This is a genomic window from Ectothiorhodospiraceae bacterium 2226, assembly GCA_013348725.1.
Classification (GTDB): Bacteria; Pseudomonadota; Gammaproteobacteria.
Window position 1 is genome coordinate 1,941,749 of the sequence record CP054689.1, and the last position, 14,414, is coordinate 1,956,162.

A 14,414-nucleotide genomic window follows, 5' to 3' on the forward strand; every position below is an offset into this window, starting at 1 on the left:
GTCTGGTGCGGGGTGAGCCGCACCCGCCGGCGAGTCTCCGGGGGCACCGGAGGCGCCCCGGGTGTGTCCAAGCGATTTTCATCAAAACAAAGCGAGGAAGTGATGGCATCCGATGCGGAGGCTTTGACGGTCGCGTACAGCGAAGACGGTGTGGAACTGGTTAAAGAACTGGACAAGGTCATCCTGACCAAAGGGGCGTGGGCGACGGTCATCTTCAAATACCAGGACCTCGACCGGCAGAGCAACGAGTACGGTCCGTCGCGGTACACCATTCGCCGTTATCAGAAGCGCAACGGCGTGTACACCCAAAAGTCGAAGTTCAACATATCGAGCGACGATCAGGCGCGCGCGCTCATCGCCGCGCTGCAGAAGTGGACCGCATCCTGACCGATCGCCCGCTTCCGGGCTTGGTGTTGTTGATGCGTTGAGGAGTGAACGATGGACGATCAAACCCGCACCCAACTCGAGGCCGCCGCCTTTCGGCGCTTGGTCGAGCATCTGCGCGAGCGCAAGGACGTGCAGAACATTGACCTGATGAACCTGGCCGGCTTCTGCCGCAACTGCCTCTCCAAGTGGTACAAGGCCGCCGCCGAGGAGCAGGGGGTCGAGCTCGATTACGAACAGGCACGTCAGATCGTGTATGGCATGCCCTACGAGGAATGGAAACAGAAGTACCAGAAATGAGCGCGGGCCGAGGCGACAAGCTCGCGCGCCTTTGTGTCTGGACGCTGACCGGGGCTTTGGGCGCCGCGCTGTCGGCGCCGGCGTGGTCGCAGAGCTTCCCCGGCGGCACCCACCTGCGGGCGGACCCCGAGCAGGTGCGTATCTGGAATGCCTTCGCGGAGGACGTCCACGCGCTGCACGAACGCGTCCTGCAGGGGCGCGCGGTGCGCGCCGAAGAGCGGATCGGCGGCTACGGCGGGCCCAATGGCGATCCCGAATATTATCGCGAGCTACGCTTCTACGATGCCGACTCGGGTGCATTGCTCACCTGGATCCAGTGGGAGCGTGAGAACCCGGACAAGGTCCACGCCGTGCACGTCAATGTGTACGACGAGGCGGGCGTGCTGGAGCGCAATTACTACGCCGGCTTTCTGCCCTATTTCCGCAACGCGCCGGTGCAGACCCTGATAAACCTGTTTGCCCACAACGGCGCGTTGCGCGCGTTTCGCCAGTTCGACGCCTCCGCGCGGCGCGTCTACGAATTCTGCGAAGGGCGGTTCGAGGGCGAGGCGGTGACTATCGACATCGAGAACTTCCGCTCTCAGCAGGCGGTGATGCAGAGTGACGCCTATCGCGCCTGTTTCGAGGGCGTGCCGACGCGGGTGGGCGACTATCTGGACCCCCTCGCGGGATACTGACGCGCGGGCGGTGGCGTCCGCGCCGCACCTTCCTGTCCGCTCCCCACAAAAAAAGCGCCGACTTGCGCCGGCGCTTTTCGTGCCGCGATCGAGCGACCTTACGGCTTCACGTAGGTGTAGCCCAGGTGCTGGTACTCGGACACGCTCGCCACGCCGGAGGGCACGACCTCGGCGTTGAGGTTGATGCGGTTGGCGTCGATCTGGCGGCCCACCAGGGTGTTGTTGCAGATCTTGAACTCCACGCCGCGCGAGGCCAGTTCGTGCACCGGATCGCCCAGGGAGCGGCCCTGGCTGTCGGCCCAGTCGCTGAGCAGGAAGTCGATGCCGCGGCCGTGAGTGACGACCACGATGTCGGCGTTCTCGTCGCCCACCGCGTTCAGGTGGTTCTGAATGTTACGCAGACCGGCGAAGGCGTTCTCCGCGTCATTGATGTGATAGACCGCCTTCTGCTTCTGGTAGCCGTTGGCGGCGGCGCCGCGGTCTTGGGCTTGGGGCGCGGCGCAAGCGGCCAGACCGAGGGCGAGAAAGCCTGCGGTGGCGATTGCGGCCAACTTCTTAGCGATGCTCGACATGGGTGTATCCTCCGTCCTTTTGGGGTACGTCTTTATATGGTTATGTTCATGCTGTGGAACCAGCATGTCATTCTTAGTAGCAAGCTTCCGAATTCTGCGCAAGAAGAATAACGAGCGCCTAGAAATCAACTTGTTATGGTTATTGTTGTCGCCATTCAAGAGGGCGATCCGGGTGCAATTTGCACCCGCTGACCGCCGGTCAAGAGTCCGGCTGATTGCGGCGCAACTTGCGCCATAGTGTGGTTTTGTTGATCTCCAGGATGCGCGCGGCGCGGGTCTTCTTCCCCCCGGCCCGCTCCAGCACGTGCTCGATGTACTGGCGCTCGATCTCGTCCAGCGAGGGGAAGTTGTCCTCAGGGAACACGATCTGTCCGGGACCGTCGGTGTCTTGCCCGCCGGCGGGCCAAGCCAGTTCGGTGCCCGCGGCGAGGATCACGCAGCGTTCCACAGCCGTGCGCAGTTCGCGCACGTTGCCGGGCCATGCGTGGGCGCAAAGCCGCTGGAGGGAGGCCGCGTCGAAGCCGCGCACCTGCCGGTTGTAGCGTGCCGCGAAGTGCTCGACGAAATGCTGTACCAGGGCAGGGATATCTTCGCGCCGCTCCTGCAGCGCGGGCACGTCAATGCGCACCCGATCCAGCAGGCGGTACAGCTGGTGGTCGAGTTGATCGGTCGCCCGCACGGCGGCCAAGTCCCACAAGTCCCGATTGCAGGCGCCGACGATGCGCACATCGATAGCCACCGGCGCGCGCGCCCCCAGGCGCGTAAGCCGCTGCGTTTCGATGGCGCGCGCTAGCGCGGCCTGTAGCGTAGCGGGCAGCGCGGCGATCTCATCCAAAAACAGCGTGCCGCCGCTCGCCTGCTCCAACACTCCCGCCTTGCGCTGCTGCGCGCCGGGCAGGGCCCCGCGCTCATGACCGAACAGTTCGCTCTCGATCAGCGAGCGGGGTACGGCGCCGCAATCGAGCGCGACGAAGGGGCCGTCGGGCCGTGCGCCATGCGCGTGCAGCGCGCCGGCCACCAGCGTCTTGCCGGTGCCCGCCTCCCCGGTGATCAATACAGGGCACTGGGTGGGCGCCACCCGCTCGATGGCGTGAAACAGGCGCTGCATCGCAGGAGCCTGGCCGATCATGTGGTAGCGGTCGGTCCGCTGCGCCGTCGCCGTCTGGCCGGCCCCCTGTCCCCTGGCGCGCTTTGCCTGCAGCGTGCGTTCGATCATCACGTTCAACTCCGCGAAGTTGAACGGTTTCTTGATGAAGTCGTTGGCGCCGCGCTTCATGGATTCGACGGCGGTTTCGATGGACGAATAGCCGGTCATGACGAGGATCGGCACGTCCGGATCGACGGCGCGCACCCGCTCCAGAAACTCGAAGCCGTTCATGTGCGGCATGCGCAGGTCGGTCACCAGGAGGTCGGCGCGCTCGGCGGCGAATGCATCCAGGGCCGCTTGCGCGCTCTGAAACACGCGGCAGTGATACCCTGCGCGGGCGCACTGGCGTTGCATGACGATGCCGGTGACCGGGTCGTCGTCGACGAGCAGGATGCGTGGCCCTTCAGCCGGCATGGCGTACCTCCGAAGCGGGCGACGCTGCCGTGGCGGCAACCGGCAGCTCGATGCTGGCGCGCAGGCCCCCGTGGTCGCGGTTCGCCAGCACGATCTCCCCGCCGTGCCTCTTAACGATGCCGTAGCTCACCGACAGGCCGAGTCCGGTGCCGCCGCTGTCGGTCTTGGTGGAGAAGAAGGGGTCGAATACCCGTGCCATGTCCTCGCGCGCGATGCCCGGGCCGTTGTCGAGGATGTCCACCCGCAGGTGCGCGTCCTCGCGTGCCGCCCGCATCGTAATGAAGGAGTTGGCGGGCGAGGCCTGCACCGCGTTCAGGAGCAGGTTAACCAGCGCCTGTTGCAGCTGGTTGGGGTCGCCCTCGAGGCGCAAAGGCGCCCCCTGTACGTCGAGCTTCAGGTGCACGCGTGCCGCCTCCAGGCGGTGGCGCAGCAGCGCGGCCGTCTCCTCCAGCAGGGCCGCTATATCGAAGCACTGGTAGCTGGGCGGGTTCTCGCGGGCGAAATTGAGGATGCCCTGCACGATGCGGGCGCAGCGTTGGCCTTCGGCCTGCAGCAGGCGCAGATCCTCGCGGGCTTCCGCGGCGTCCTCCGGTAGTGACTCCTGCACCAGCGCGGCCAGCGACATGATGTTCATCAGTGGGTTGTTGATCTCATGGCCGATGCCGGCGGCCAGTTCGCCCACCGAGGCGAGGCGTTCGGCCTGGCGCGCGACCCGTTCGGCTTCCTCGCGCCCCCGTTCGGCCTGTTCCAGGTTCTGCGCCAAATAGTTGAAGGCGCGTCCCGCGCTGCCCACCTCGTCGCGGCGCCGGTCGCGGTAGCGCACGCGGTGATCGCCGTCGGCGTAACGGATGATCATGTCCGCCAGTTCGTGCACCGGGCGCGCGAGGCGCGCCGCTACCCAGCGGGCACTGAGCAGGGCCAGGATCAGGACCGCCGCCATCAGGCCCCAGATCCACTGGCGCAGGGCCGCCACCGGGGCGATGACGTCGCTGCGCTCGGCCTCGATCACGAGCAGCCAGCGCCCGGCCGGGCGCGCCGGATCGGGGGTGTAATGACGGTAGAACAGCATGCGCCCGTCGTCGGTGCGCAGGGTGCCGGCGCCGGTGTCGGCGCGCATGCGGTTCCACAGCGTCTCGCCCACGTCACGCGCAAAGCGGTACTCGGTGCCGAGCTGGTTGGCGAAGCGCCGCGCGTCGTTCTGGTGGTAGAGGTAAATGCCGTCGCGCGCCGGGTCCTCGCTGATCTCGACCATGTAGGCCTCGCCCGGATGGCCGCTCACCGAGGCCTGGACCGTCGCGTCGACCTGCCGGCCCCACATGTTGACCACCAGCATACCGAGCAGGTCGCCGCCGGCATCGCGCAGCGGCACGGTGTAGCGGACCATCGACGGACAGAAATCGGCCTCGCCCGGTGCCTTGCCGAGCTCGAAGTCGGAGAGGCCCACGCTCACGCCCGGCAGCATGGCATGGGTGAGGAAGGGACGACCCTGCAGATCCTCCACGTAGGGCACGCCGCGTGCGTCCCGGTGCGGCGTGGGTTCCTGGTGACCCTCCTTCACCTTGACGCGGGTCTTGCCCTCGGCGTCGATGAAGCGCAGCGCCTGGATGCTCGGCATCTGATGCTGGTAGCGCAGGAAGAACTCCGCGAGGCGCTGGCCATCGCCGCCCGAGGCGGGCCAACTCGCGCCGTAGCCCCGCACCTCGGGTACTTCGCCGAGCGCCAATGCCACGGCCTTCTGAGTCTCGAGCAGGGTGGTGACCTCGCGAGAGAGCATGGCGAGGCGCTCGTGTATCTCCACGGAGGCCTGTTGCTCGAGCTGGCGTTCCACCCGATCCACTACGCTGAACAAGAGGAACAGCAGCGGCACGACCGCCATCAGGCCAAGCACGAGAAACAGCTTTTGACGCAGCTCCATGGCGGCTGCCCTCCGGTAGGGGGTTGCGCGCGACGGGCGTCGGCCCGCGGGGCACCTTCTGCTTAATATAGAAGCCACTGTACACCAACGGTCCGCTCAGCGGCGAGGCGGCCCTGCCCTCGCCGCCCGTGTGGCGGGCGCTTGGCGTACCATCTGACCGGAGTGACAGTTGAGGACATCATGACCGAACACCACCTGCAGACGCGCAACATGCGCCTGAGCGATTACGACGACATCCGCGAGATCATGGACCGCGTGTATGCCGGCATGGGCGGGGCCTGGCAGCGCGAGCAGTTCGTCTCGCAACTCGCGCGCTTCCCCGAAGGGCAGATCTGCATCGAGGACAACGGCAAGGTGGTGGCGGCCGCCTTCAGCGTGATCGTCGACTACGCCCGTTACGGCGACAAGCACACCTACCGGCAGATCACCGGCGACGGCTACCTGACCACGCACGATCCGACCGGCGACACGCTGTACGGGGTGGACGTATTCGTGCACCCGGACTATCGAGGCCTGCGCCTGGGGCGCCGCTTGTACGACGCGCGCAAGGAGCTGTGCCAGAATCTCAACCTGCGCGCCATCGTGGCCGGTGGGCGTATCCCGGGCTACAAGGCCTACCAGGACGACCTGACGCCCCAGCAGTACATCGAGCGGGTCAAGCGTCAGGAGATCTACGATCCGGTGCTGTCTTTCCAGCTCGCCAACGAGTTCCACGTGCGCAAGGTGATCAAGGGCTACATGCCCGAAGACAAGGCCTCCGGCGCCTACGCCACGCTGCTCGAGTGGATCAATATCTATTACGACGATCAGGGCAAGCTGATCGGCGGTGCGAAGACCGTGGTGCGGGTGGGCGCCGTCCAGCTGCAGATGCGCAGCGTGCAGACCATCGAGGACATGCTCCAGCAGATGGAGTTCTTCGTCGACGCCGTGTCGGGCTACAACGCCGACTTCGTGCTGTTCCCCGAGTACTTCAACGCGCCGCTGATGACCCAGTTCAATCAGGACAACCCGCCCGAGGCCATCCGCGGCCTGGCCGGTTACACCGATCGCCTGCGCGAGGAGATGGTCAAACTCGCGCTCGCCTACAACATCAACATCGTCGCCGGCTCGATGCCCGAGTATCGCGACAACGTGCTGTACAACGTCTCGTTCCTGTGTCGGCGCGACGGCACCTCCGATGCGCAGTACAAGCTGCATATCACCCCCGACGAAGCGAGCTACTGGGGGCTGTCGGGCGGCGATAAACTGGTGACCTTCGAGACCGACGTGGGCCGGATCGGCATCTTGATCTGCTACGACGTGGAGTTCCCCGAGCTCAGTCGGCTGCTGGCGGACAAGGGCATGAAGATTCTGTTCGTGCCTTTCTGGACCGACACCAAGAACGCCTACCTGCGCGTACGCCGCTGCGCCCAGGCGCGGGCCATCGAGAACGAGTGCTATGTGGTGATCGCCGGCAGCGTGGGCAACCTGCCGCGCGTGGAGAACATGGACATCCAGTATTCACAGGCGGCGGTGTTCACCCCCTCGGACTTCGCCTTTCCGCACGACGCCATCGTTGCCGAGGCGACGCCCGGCACCGAGCAGACGCTGATCGTCGACCTCGATCTCGACAAGCTCAAGGAACTGCGCCTGCACGGCAGTGTGCGCAACATCAGCGATCGCCGCCTGGATCTCTACAAGCTCAGTTGGATCAAGTAGGCGGTGCGCGGCGGGCCGCCCGACAGGTCGGGCGAACATCGGCGGCAGGGGAAGTCCTCTTCGTGCGACAGGGATGTGGCGCCATGATTGGCGGCGTGCAGCCGCCGATCATGAAGCGAAGCGGAAACCGCGCTTTTCGCTTCGCGTGGTCTGAGAAATCGAGGGATGGATTCATTCAGACCTTCCCGCGCCACAGGGATGTGGCGCCATGATTGGCGGCGTGCAGCCGCCGATCATGAAGCGAAGCGGAAACCGCGCTTTTCGCTTCGCGTGGTCTGAGAAATCGAGGGATGGATTCATTCAGACCTTCCCGCGCCACAGGGATGTGGCGCCATGATTGGCGGCGTGCAGCCGCCGATCATGAAGCGAAGCGGAAACCGCGCTTTTCGCTTCGCGTGGTCTGAGGAATCCAGGATGGATTCATTCAGACCTTCCAATAAAGTACCGCTGCCGAATCTGCTCGTGCACGTCGCCGAGCCCCAGCTGCAAGGTATCCATGAGGGCGTGCAGTGCCTGCTGGTCGAGGTGTTCGGGGTTGGCGTCGCGCACCACGCGCTGCAGGTGGGTGACCACCCGCAGCGCGGGCTCGCCCTGCGGCAGGTCCTGCAGGCAGCCCTGCACCTCGCACAGGCAGTGATAGAAGGCGCGCGGGAAGGCGCGGTCCTGCAAGAGGAAGTTCAGCACCGGCCCGCGCTGCACCCGCACCTGCTGCAGGCGCCGGTACATTTGATAGGCGCTCAAGGACTTCAGCACGCTCATCCACTGGATGCTCTCGAAGGGCGGCAACTCGCCGCCGGCCTCCGGCAGCAGGGTTGCCGAACGCACGTCGATGATGCGCGTGGTCATGTCGCCGCGCTCGAGGTTGCGGCCCAGGCGGATGAAGCTGTAGCCCGCGTCGTGGCTCATGGTGCCGGCGAGCAGGCCCGTGAGTAGCTGCACGCCGCTGATCACGCCCTTCAGGAAGTCATAGCGGCGCGCTCGCGCCAAGGCCTGCGGTAGCTGAGCCTTGGTGCTGAGGTAGAGGTCGTTGACCTGCTCCCAGGCTTCGCGCGGGATGATGTCGCGCACGGTGCGCGCGTTCTCGCGGGCCTGCTGCAGTGAGTTCAACAGCGCGCCGGGATGGCGCGTGTCGGCGAGCAAGAACTTCACCACGCTGCGCTCGTCGTGCGAGGGATACAGCTCGTTGAACAGGGCGTCGTTGCCGGTGATGTCGATCAGCGGCTCCCAGCCGAAGCGCGTGCCGCGCGGCAGGTCGAGCAGCAGGTGGGTGTTCACATTCACCAGGCGCGCGCTGTTCTCCGCGCGTTCGGCGTAGCGCGCCATCCAGTACAGGTGTTCGGCGACCCGCGAGAGCATCAGCCGCCCACCTCGACGATCCAGGTGTCCTTGCTGCCGCCGCCCTGCGAGGAGTTCACCACGTAGGAGCCGGCGCGCAGCGCGACCCGGGTGAGGCCCCCGGTGGTGACGTAGGTCTGCTGGCCGGAGAGGATGAACGGGCGCAGGTCGACGTGGCGCGGCTCGACGCGCTTGTCGATCAGTGTGGGGCAGGTGGAGAGGGCGATCAGCGGCTGGGCGATGTAATTACGCGGGTCTTTCTTGATGTGCTCGGCGAAGCGTTCGCGCTCGGCGCGACTCGCTTGCGGGCCCATCAGCATGCCGTAGCCGCCCGACTCGTTGGCGGGCTTGATCACCAGCTTGTCGAGGTTGGCGAGCACGTGCTCGCGCTGCTGATCGTCCAGGCAGACGAAGGTCTCGACGTTCTCGATCAGCGGGTCTTCGCCGAGATAGTAGCGGATGATCTGCGGCACGTAGGCATAGATCACCTTGTCGTCGGCGACGCCGGCGCCGGGCGCGTTGGCGAGCGCGACGGTGCCGTTCTTCCAAGCCCGCATCAGGCCCGGCACGCCCAACATGGAATCGGGGTTGAAGGCCTCGGGGTCGAGAAACAGGTCGTCTACGCGCCGGTAGATGACGTCCACGCGTTGCGGACCGGCGATGGTGCGCATATAGACCACATCGTCGTCGTCCACGAAGAGATCCGAGCCCTCGACCAGCTCGGCGCCCATCTGTTGCGCGAGGTAGGCGTGCTCGAAATAGGCCGAGTTGTAGATCCCCGGCGTGAGCACCACCACCTCGGGGTGCTCCTTGGGCTCGGGCGACAGCGAGGCCAGCGTGTCGTAGAGCTGCGAGGGATAGTCGTCCACCGGCAGAATGGTGTGCTCCTCGAACAGCTCGGGGAACACCCGCTTCATCACCAGGCGGTTCTCCAGCAGGTAGGACACCCCGGAAGGCACCCGCAGGTTGTCCTCCAGCACGTACAGCGTGCCGTCCGCGCCGCGCACCAGGTCCGAGCCGCACACGTGGGCCCAGATGCCGAGCGGCGGGCTAACGCCGACGCATTGCGGACGGAAGTTACGCGAGTTGAGGATGAGGTCCGGCGGCACGATGCCGTCGCGCAGGATGCGCTGCTCGTGATAGAGGTCGTCGATGAAGAGATTGAGCGCCTGCACGCGCTGTTTGAGCCCGGCCTCGGTGCGGGCCCACTCGTCGCTCGGGATGATGCGCGGGATGAGGTCGAAGGGCCAAGCGCGGTCGATGGAGCCCTCCTGCTCGGAGTACACCGTGAAGGTGATGCCCATCACGCGGATGGCGAGCTCGGAGGCGGCGCGGCGCGCGGCGAGTTCGTCATCGTCGAGCTGCGCGAGGTAGCGTGCCACCGCGCGCGCCGCCGGGCGCGGCCGCCCGCCGCCGCGCATCAGCTCGTCGTAAAATCCGTTACTGTCGTAGTCCTTCCACTGGATGGGCATGCCATGTCCTGCGGCGGTGGGCAATGACAGCCCCCGCGGTTGTTCATCTTTTCGCCGTGGAGTGTACCATACGCCTCCGCCACTCCCGCCGGAGCCGCCCATGACCTATTGCGTCGCCGTAAAGCTTAGCCAAGGCCTAGTGTTCGCGTCCGACTCGCGCAGCCATGCGGGAGTGGACTATGTGACCACCTACGGCAAGATGCACGTGTTCGAGGTGCCGGGCGAGCGCCTGTTCGTGCTGCTCTCGGCGGGGAGCCTGGCGACCACCCAGGCGGTGGTTAACCTGATCGAGCGCGACATGGCGCACCCGGACGCGGCGCAAAGCCTGCGCACGGTCGAGTACCTGTTCGACGCGGCGCATTACGTCGGGGCGCTCAGCCAGCGCGTGCAGCGCGAGCACGCCGAGGCGCTTGCCAAGGCGCGTATTCCCGGGGAGGCGAGTTTCCTCCTCGGGGGGCAGATCGCCGGGCAGCCGCACGACCTGTTCCTGATCTATCCCCAGGGCAACTACATCGCGACTTCGGTCGAGACGCCGTTTCTGCAGATCGGCGAGACCAAGTACGGCAAACCGATCCTGGACCGCATCATTACGCCCGACACGGCACTCGAGGACGCGGCGCGCTGCGCGCTGGTGTCGCTCGACTCCACCATGCGCAGTAACATTTCCGTAGGTCCGCCGCTGGAGCTCGCGCTGTACGAGAAGGATGCGCTCACGCTCGCGCGCCGCATGACCCTCAAGCTCACCTCGCCGTATTACAAGTCACTGCAAAAGCGCTGGAACGAGGGCCTGCGCCGCGCGTTCGAGAAGCTGCCGCGTTTCGATTGGGAGCCCTAGCGGATCGCGCGCGGGTGCATATGGGAAAAGGACGAACAGAATTCACTTAGGGGCGTCGCGGCCGCGCCCCTGCGGAGTATGCCCGATCATGCCAACCTTCAACGTCGAGGGCATTCGCGCGCTGCGCACGCGCCTGGATCAGCATCCCGTGTACGCGGCGGTACGCAGCCTGGAGGATCTGCGCTGCTTCATGGAGCAGCACGTCTATTCGGTGTGGGATTTCATGTCCCTCATCAAGTATCTGCAGCACCAGGTGGCGCCCGCGCGCTGGCCGTGGACGCCGGGAAGCGATCCTGCGGTGCAGCGCTTCATCAACGAGCTCGTGCTGGAGGAGGAGTCCGACCAGGGCGCGCCGGGTACGCCGGACCAGGCCGGATTCAGCAGCCACTTTGAACTCTATCTCGGCGCCATGCGCGAAGTGGGCGCGGACACGGCCGGCGCGCGCGCCTTTGTCGAACGTGTGCGTGCCCAGGGGCTGCGCGCGGCGCTGGAACATCCGTCCGTGCCGCCCGCCTCGCGCCGCTTCACTGCTACGACCTTCGACTTCATCGAGGCGGACAAGCCGCACATGGTGGCCGCCGCGCTCGCACTGGGGCGCGAGCACGTGATCCCCAACATGTTCCGCGCCTTCCTGCGCGAGATGGCCGTGCAGGAGCGGCAGGCGCCGACCTTTCACTACTACCTCCAGCGGCACGTCCACCTCGACGAGGATTTCCATGCGCCGCTGTCGCTGCGCCTGCTCGAGCACCTGTGCGAAGGCGACGCGCAACGACTCGCCGAGGCGGAGGCGGCCGCGGCGCGCGCCATCGAGGCGCGGCTGGAATTCTGGGACGGGGTGCTGCGGGCGCTGCCGTCGAGCCGTTGAGGCGCGCCGATTAGGCGAACACCACCCAGGTGGTGGCGATGTACTTGACGCCCGTTTGCAAGGTCACGCCGCGATGCTCGTGGGTCCAGAACGGCGGAAACAGCAGCAGCTTGCCCTGCTCCGGTTTGATACTCACCTGTTGATACAAAAACTCCGTCTCACCACCCGGTCCGGGCACGTCATTGAGATACCAGAGCGCGACCAACTGGCGGTGACTGAATTCATGACTGCCGCCGTCGATGTGCCAGTGATAGTGCTCGCCGGGCAGCGTGCGCTGGATGCCGTAGCCCATGTCCTTGAACGGACCTTTGAAAAACGGGAAGGCCTCGCGAAATTCCAGCACGGCTTCGCCCAACGAGCGGAACAAGGCGCGGTCGAGGTCGCGCCAGTGCGGCTTGCCGCTGACCACCAGGTCGGTCGAGCGCTTGATGGAGCGGTCCTGCTGCGCGAGTTGCCCGATGCGCCCCGGGTACTGCTCTTGGGGCGCGGCCTCGAAGCGCGCAATCGCGTCCCGGCAGAGGGCGGCGCTCAGGGCGTCGCGTTTCTCGAACAGGAAACTACCGGGCTTGACCTCGCGGATACGGCCCATAGCGGCCCGCGCGCTGTCGGGCTGGAACATGGTCGCGGCCCTCGTGCTGAGGCTAGGTGTCAACGGCTGCCTCGCGGAGCGCGGGCAGGCGGACGCGTAAGGAACTCGCAGATAAGGCTCCCTGATCGGATTCTGTTACAGCCTGCGCGCGTCGATCAAGGCTTCCAGACGGGGTAGGCGATCGCCGCCCCCGGCTTCATGGATGGCGAGCATCTCCGCGCCCACGGCGCGCCAGTGCGCCGCACCGCGCTCGGCGATCTCGCGCAGACGGGTCGTGGTGCCGCGCTGCACCCAGGTGTCATAGCCTTCACGCAGTGCGGGAAACACGTGCTTGCGCATGCCCCCGAGATTGCCCACGAAGAAGTGCAGCGCGCTGGGGCTATCCGTGTCGTCGATGAGTGCCGGCAGGGTAACCAGGCAGTCCGCCAGGTGGTCGCGCACCGCGCGCCCGAACAACTCCGCGGGCGTGCCGGCCGTCACCGCGAGCATCTCGTTCCAGCCCTCTCCCAACTGCGCGCCCGCGGCGAGTTCGCCGAGTTCGTGCCACAACACGGTGTTCGTCTCGTGCGCGGTCATCTGCGCCAGGGCCTGCTCCGGCCGCTCTTCGAAATCGTAGGCGGACAGGGCACGCCCCATGGGTGTATCGGGCCGGTTCCAGCGCCATTCCTCAAACCGCTCCCAGATCATGCGCTGCAGGGATTCGCGGCACACGAATACGCTGTCTCCCAGCGTCATCGCCGGCGGTGCGGCGAGATCGCGCGCGTATTCCTCGCCCGCGATCAGCACGGTGTGTCCGCGATACACGCGCCGCTCCAGCAGGCGCGCCAAGAAGAAGTGCGGCCGGCCGCGCACGCCCAGTCCGCCGCTATACACCAGCCCGTGGCCGCGCACGATGTCGTTGATCTGCGCGGTGTCGAAAGGGTCCAACTCCTCCTCACCCCACGGCAGCCGGCCGAAGTCCCGCTGCGCGAGGCCGTCCCAGCGCGCTTCGCGCGCGGACAACCAATCCGTCAATGCATCCGTGGGGAGTCGCGCGGTGTAGGCATAGCCGTGCTCCCAGCGGTAGAACTCGCGCATCTTGAGCAGATAGACACACAAGGTGTAGTCGCCCGCGTGGCGGGCGTCGGCGATGTCGCAATTCTCCTGCACCGCGGCGCGCAGACGATCGAGCTGCGGATCGGGAAGGTGCCGCGCGGTGGGGGCGGGCGCTGCTAAGGTAGGCACACGGGATACCTGAGTGGATTACTCGGTCATGGTCTTCAAGGCTAGCATGCGGCCGGGAGGGCGGCGAGCGAGGCCGGCTTGCCCTCGCGCGGTCACAGTGCTTTGATACGAGTCTGCAAAGGCGGGGTAGGGCGTGAAACGATGCGCATCCGCAGTCGATGGAATCGTAAGGATAAAGAGCGCTCGCCGGAGGAACAGGCGAGTGTGCTCGGCTTCATCATCTGGCGCATCGCCTGCAACGCCGTGCTCAACCTGGAAAACGAAGGGTTTCAGACCGACACGCAGCGTCAGCGCCTGGATGTCATCGGCGAATTGGTGGCCTATCTGCTCCATGTCGTGGATCGGCTCACCTTCGAGCGCTTGAGTGTCGCCGAGCGCGAGCGCTTTATCGGCGCCGTGGCCCAGCGCCTGCTGAACATCTGGCACGACAATCTGCGCGACGCCCTCGGCCCCGGCGACCACCGGCAGGCCATGGCCGAGCGGCTCAATGCACGCATGAGCGAGTATGCCGAACTGCCCTTCGGCGACGGTGAACCCGGCTTCGCCTTCAACCGTTACCTCGGCGCCTGCATCACCGAGGTGATGGGGCCCCGGGACAATCGCTGGATACTCGATCAGGTCATGGCGATCGAGGTGCCGGAGGCGCTGCAGACGCTGCGCAAGGCCTTGCGCGACGTCATGCCGGCCGGCGCCTAGTCCCTGCCACGGCGGATCGACCCGGGGTCCGCCCGCCCGAACGCGAGGGTCCGTTAGGCGCTCTTGGCCCAGGACCCCATGTTGTCGAGGCTGTGCTGCTTGCCGTCCTGGTAGCCCGCCTCATAGGGTTCGGTTACCCGCTGCTCCTCGCGTTTCGGGTTAAGCAGAAACCCGCACTGCCAACCCATGATGTACTCCGGATCAACGCCCATCTGTTCCATCTGGGTCACGGCGCTGTAGTAATCCTGCTTCATCCTGCGTTCTCCCTCGTGGTGTCAACAGTCTTGAGTG

Annotated in this window: 15 protein-coding genes; 7 read left to right on the forward strand and 8 right to left on the reverse strand. The window is 66.0% G+C overall.

Features of this window, described 5'->3' with window-relative positions; translation table 11 throughout:
• Positions 1 to 102 precede the first annotated feature (102 nt).
• From HUS23_09355 to HUS23_09365, 3 genes are read left to right on the forward strand one after another with little or no spacing between them, the layout of a single operon-like run.
• Entirely contained in the window at positions 103 to 387 is a 285-nt protein-coding gene (locus HUS23_09355) for a hypothetical protein (protein ID QKT05029.1), read from the forward strand.
• Positions 388 to 438: 51 nt separating this feature from the next.
• Complete coding sequence (locus HUS23_09360) at positions 439 to 684, forward strand: DUF1244 domain-containing protein (protein ID QKT04008.1); 246 nt, start codon at positions 439 to 441, stop codon at positions 682 to 684.
• A complete protein-coding gene (locus HUS23_09365) occupies positions 681 to 1,361 on the forward strand; it encodes a hypothetical protein (GenBank protein ID QKT04009.1) in 681 nt (226 codons plus the stop codon). The genes HUS23_09360 and HUS23_09365 overlap by 4 nt, the downstream gene beginning before the upstream one ends.
• A gap of 98 nt (positions 1,362 to 1,459) precedes the next feature.
• Here the strand turns inward: HUS23_09365 and HUS23_09370 are convergent, their stop codons facing one another.
• The 3 genes from HUS23_09370 to HUS23_09380 form a co-directional block, all read right to left on the reverse strand.
• Positions 1,460 to 1,933: a DsrE family protein gene (locus HUS23_09370; protein ID QKT04010.1), complete on the reverse strand. Its 474-nt coding sequence runs from the start codon at positions 1,931 to 1,933 to the stop codon at positions 1,460 to 1,462.
• A 199-nt stretch (positions 1,934 to 2,132) separates the two neighbouring features.
• On the reverse strand, positions 2,133 to 3,494 hold the full coding sequence (locus HUS23_09375; protein ID QKT04011.1) for a sigma-54-dependent Fis family transcriptional regulator: 1,362 nt from the start codon (positions 3,492 to 3,494) through the stop codon (positions 2,133 to 2,135).
• Positions 3,484 to 5,409, reverse strand: coding sequence for a sensor histidine kinase (locus HUS23_09380; protein QKT04012.1), 1,926 nt, complete (start codon positions 5,407 to 5,409; stop codon positions 3,484 to 3,486). Before HUS23_09380 ends, HUS23_09375 begins: the two co-directional genes overlap by 11 nt.
• Positions 5,410 to 5,589: 180 nt before the next feature.
• Here HUS23_09380 and HUS23_09385 point away from each other — a divergent pair, with 180 nt between their 5' ends.
• On the forward strand, positions 5,590 to 7,107 hold the full coding sequence (locus tag HUS23_09385) for a GNAT family N-acetyltransferase (protein ID QKT04013.1): 1,518 nt from the start codon (positions 5,590 to 5,592) through the stop codon (positions 7,105 to 7,107).
• Between the two features lie 420 nt (positions 7,108 to 7,527).
• On the opposite strand, the gene HUS23_09390 is transcribed toward HUS23_09385, so the two are convergent.
• Entirely contained in the window at positions 7,528 to 8,463 is a 936-nt protein-coding gene (locus HUS23_09390) for an alpha-E domain-containing protein (protein QKT04014.1), read from the reverse strand.
• Positions 8,463 to 9,914: a circularly permuted type 2 ATP-grasp protein gene (locus HUS23_09395; GenBank protein QKT04015.1), complete on the reverse strand. Its 1,452-nt coding sequence runs from the start codon at positions 9,912 to 9,914 to the stop codon at positions 8,463 to 8,465. Before HUS23_09395 ends, HUS23_09390 begins: the two co-directional genes overlap by 1 nt.
• Positions 9,915 to 10,014: 100 nt before the next feature.
• On the opposite strand from HUS23_09395, the gene HUS23_09400 reads away from it, so the two are divergent.
• Both HUS23_09400 and HUS23_09405 read left to right on the forward strand, forming a co-directional pair.
• Complete coding sequence (locus HUS23_09400; GenBank protein QKT04016.1) at positions 10,015 to 10,749, forward strand: proteasome-type protease; 735 nt, start codon at positions 10,015 to 10,017, stop codon at positions 10,747 to 10,749.
• 88 nt (positions 10,750 to 10,837) lie between these two features.
• Positions 10,838 to 11,614, forward strand: a complete 777-nt coding sequence (locus tag HUS23_09405; protein QKT04017.1) for a DUF3050 domain-containing protein — start codon at positions 10,838 to 10,840, stop codon at positions 11,612 to 11,614.
• 10 nt (positions 11,615 to 11,624) lie between these two features.
• Here the strand turns inward: HUS23_09405 and HUS23_09410 are convergent, their stop codons facing one another.
• Together HUS23_09410 and HUS23_09415 are read right to left on the reverse strand one after the other, a co-directional pair.
• Entirely contained in the window at positions 11,625 to 12,233 is a 609-nt protein-coding gene (locus tag HUS23_09410) for a 2OG-Fe(II) oxygenase (GenBank protein QKT04018.1), read from the reverse strand.
• Positions 12,234 to 12,338: 105 nt separating this feature from the next.
• Positions 12,339 to 13,364: a hypothetical protein gene (locus HUS23_09415; protein ID QKT05030.1), complete on the reverse strand. Its 1,026-nt coding sequence runs from the start codon at positions 13,362 to 13,364 to the stop codon at positions 12,339 to 12,341.
• Between the two features lie 204 nt (positions 13,365 to 13,568).
• Between HUS23_09415 and HUS23_09420 the strand changes: the two genes are divergently transcribed.
• Positions 13,569 to 14,123 carry a hypothetical protein gene (locus HUS23_09420; protein QKT04019.1) on the forward strand — a complete coding sequence of 185 codons (555 nt, stop codon included), beginning with the start codon at positions 13,569 to 13,571 and terminating at the stop codon, positions 14,121 to 14,123.
• A gap of 53 nt (positions 14,124 to 14,176) precedes the next feature.
• Here the strand turns inward: HUS23_09420 and HUS23_09425 are convergent, their stop codons facing one another.
• Positions 14,177 to 14,377 (reverse strand): hypothetical protein, encoded by a 201-nt coding sequence (locus HUS23_09425; protein QKT04020.1) that lies wholly within the window; start codon positions 14,375 to 14,377, stop codon positions 14,177 to 14,179.
• Positions 14,378 to 14,414: the final 37 nt, after the last annotated feature.

Coding starts and splice junctions, on each gene's coding strand:
- HUS23_09355 (QKT05029.1), top strand. CDS start 103: ATGGCATCCGATGCGGAGGCTTTGACGGTCGCGTACAGCGAAGACGGT.
- HUS23_09360 (QKT04008.1), top strand. CDS start 439: ATGGACGATCAAACCCGCACCCAACTCGAGGCCGCCGCCTTTCGGCGC.
- HUS23_09365 (QKT04009.1), top strand. CDS start 681: ATGAGCGCGGGCCGAGGCGACAAGCTCGCGCGCCTTTGTGTCTGGACG.
- HUS23_09370 (QKT04010.1), bottom strand. CDS start 1,933: ATGTCGAGCATCGCTAAGAAGTTGGCCGCAATCGCCACCGCAGGCTTT.
- HUS23_09375 (QKT04011.1), bottom strand. CDS start 3,494: ATGCCGGCTGAAGGGCCACGCATCCTGCTCGTCGACGACGACCCGGTC.
- HUS23_09380 (QKT04012.1), bottom strand. CDS start 5,409: ATGGAGCTGCGTCAAAAGCTGTTTCTCGTGCTTGGCCTGATGGCGGTC.
- HUS23_09385 (QKT04013.1), top strand. CDS start 5,590: ATGACCGAACACCACCTGCAGACGCGCAACATGCGCCTGAGCGATTAC.
- HUS23_09390 (QKT04014.1), bottom strand. CDS start 8,463: ATGCTCTCGCGGGTCGCCGAACACCTGTACTGGATGGCGCGCTACGCC.
- HUS23_09395 (QKT04015.1), bottom strand. CDS start 9,914: ATGCCCATCCAGTGGAAGGACTACGACAGTAACGGATTTTACGACGAG.
- HUS23_09400 (QKT04016.1), top strand. CDS start 10,015: ATGACCTATTGCGTCGCCGTAAAGCTTAGCCAAGGCCTAGTGTTCGCG.
- HUS23_09405 (QKT04017.1), top strand. CDS start 10,838: ATGCCAACCTTCAACGTCGAGGGCATTCGCGCGCTGCGCACGCGCCTG.
- HUS23_09410 (QKT04018.1), bottom strand. CDS start 12,233: ATGTTCCAGCCCGACAGCGCGCGGGCCGCTATGGGCCGTATCCGCGAG.
- HUS23_09420 (QKT04019.1), top strand. CDS start 13,569: ATGCGCATCCGCAGTCGATGGAATCGTAAGGATAAAGAGCGCTCGCCG.
- HUS23_09425 (QKT04020.1), bottom strand. CDS start 14,377: ATGAAGCAGGATTACTACAGCGCCGTGACCCAGATGGAACAGATGGGC.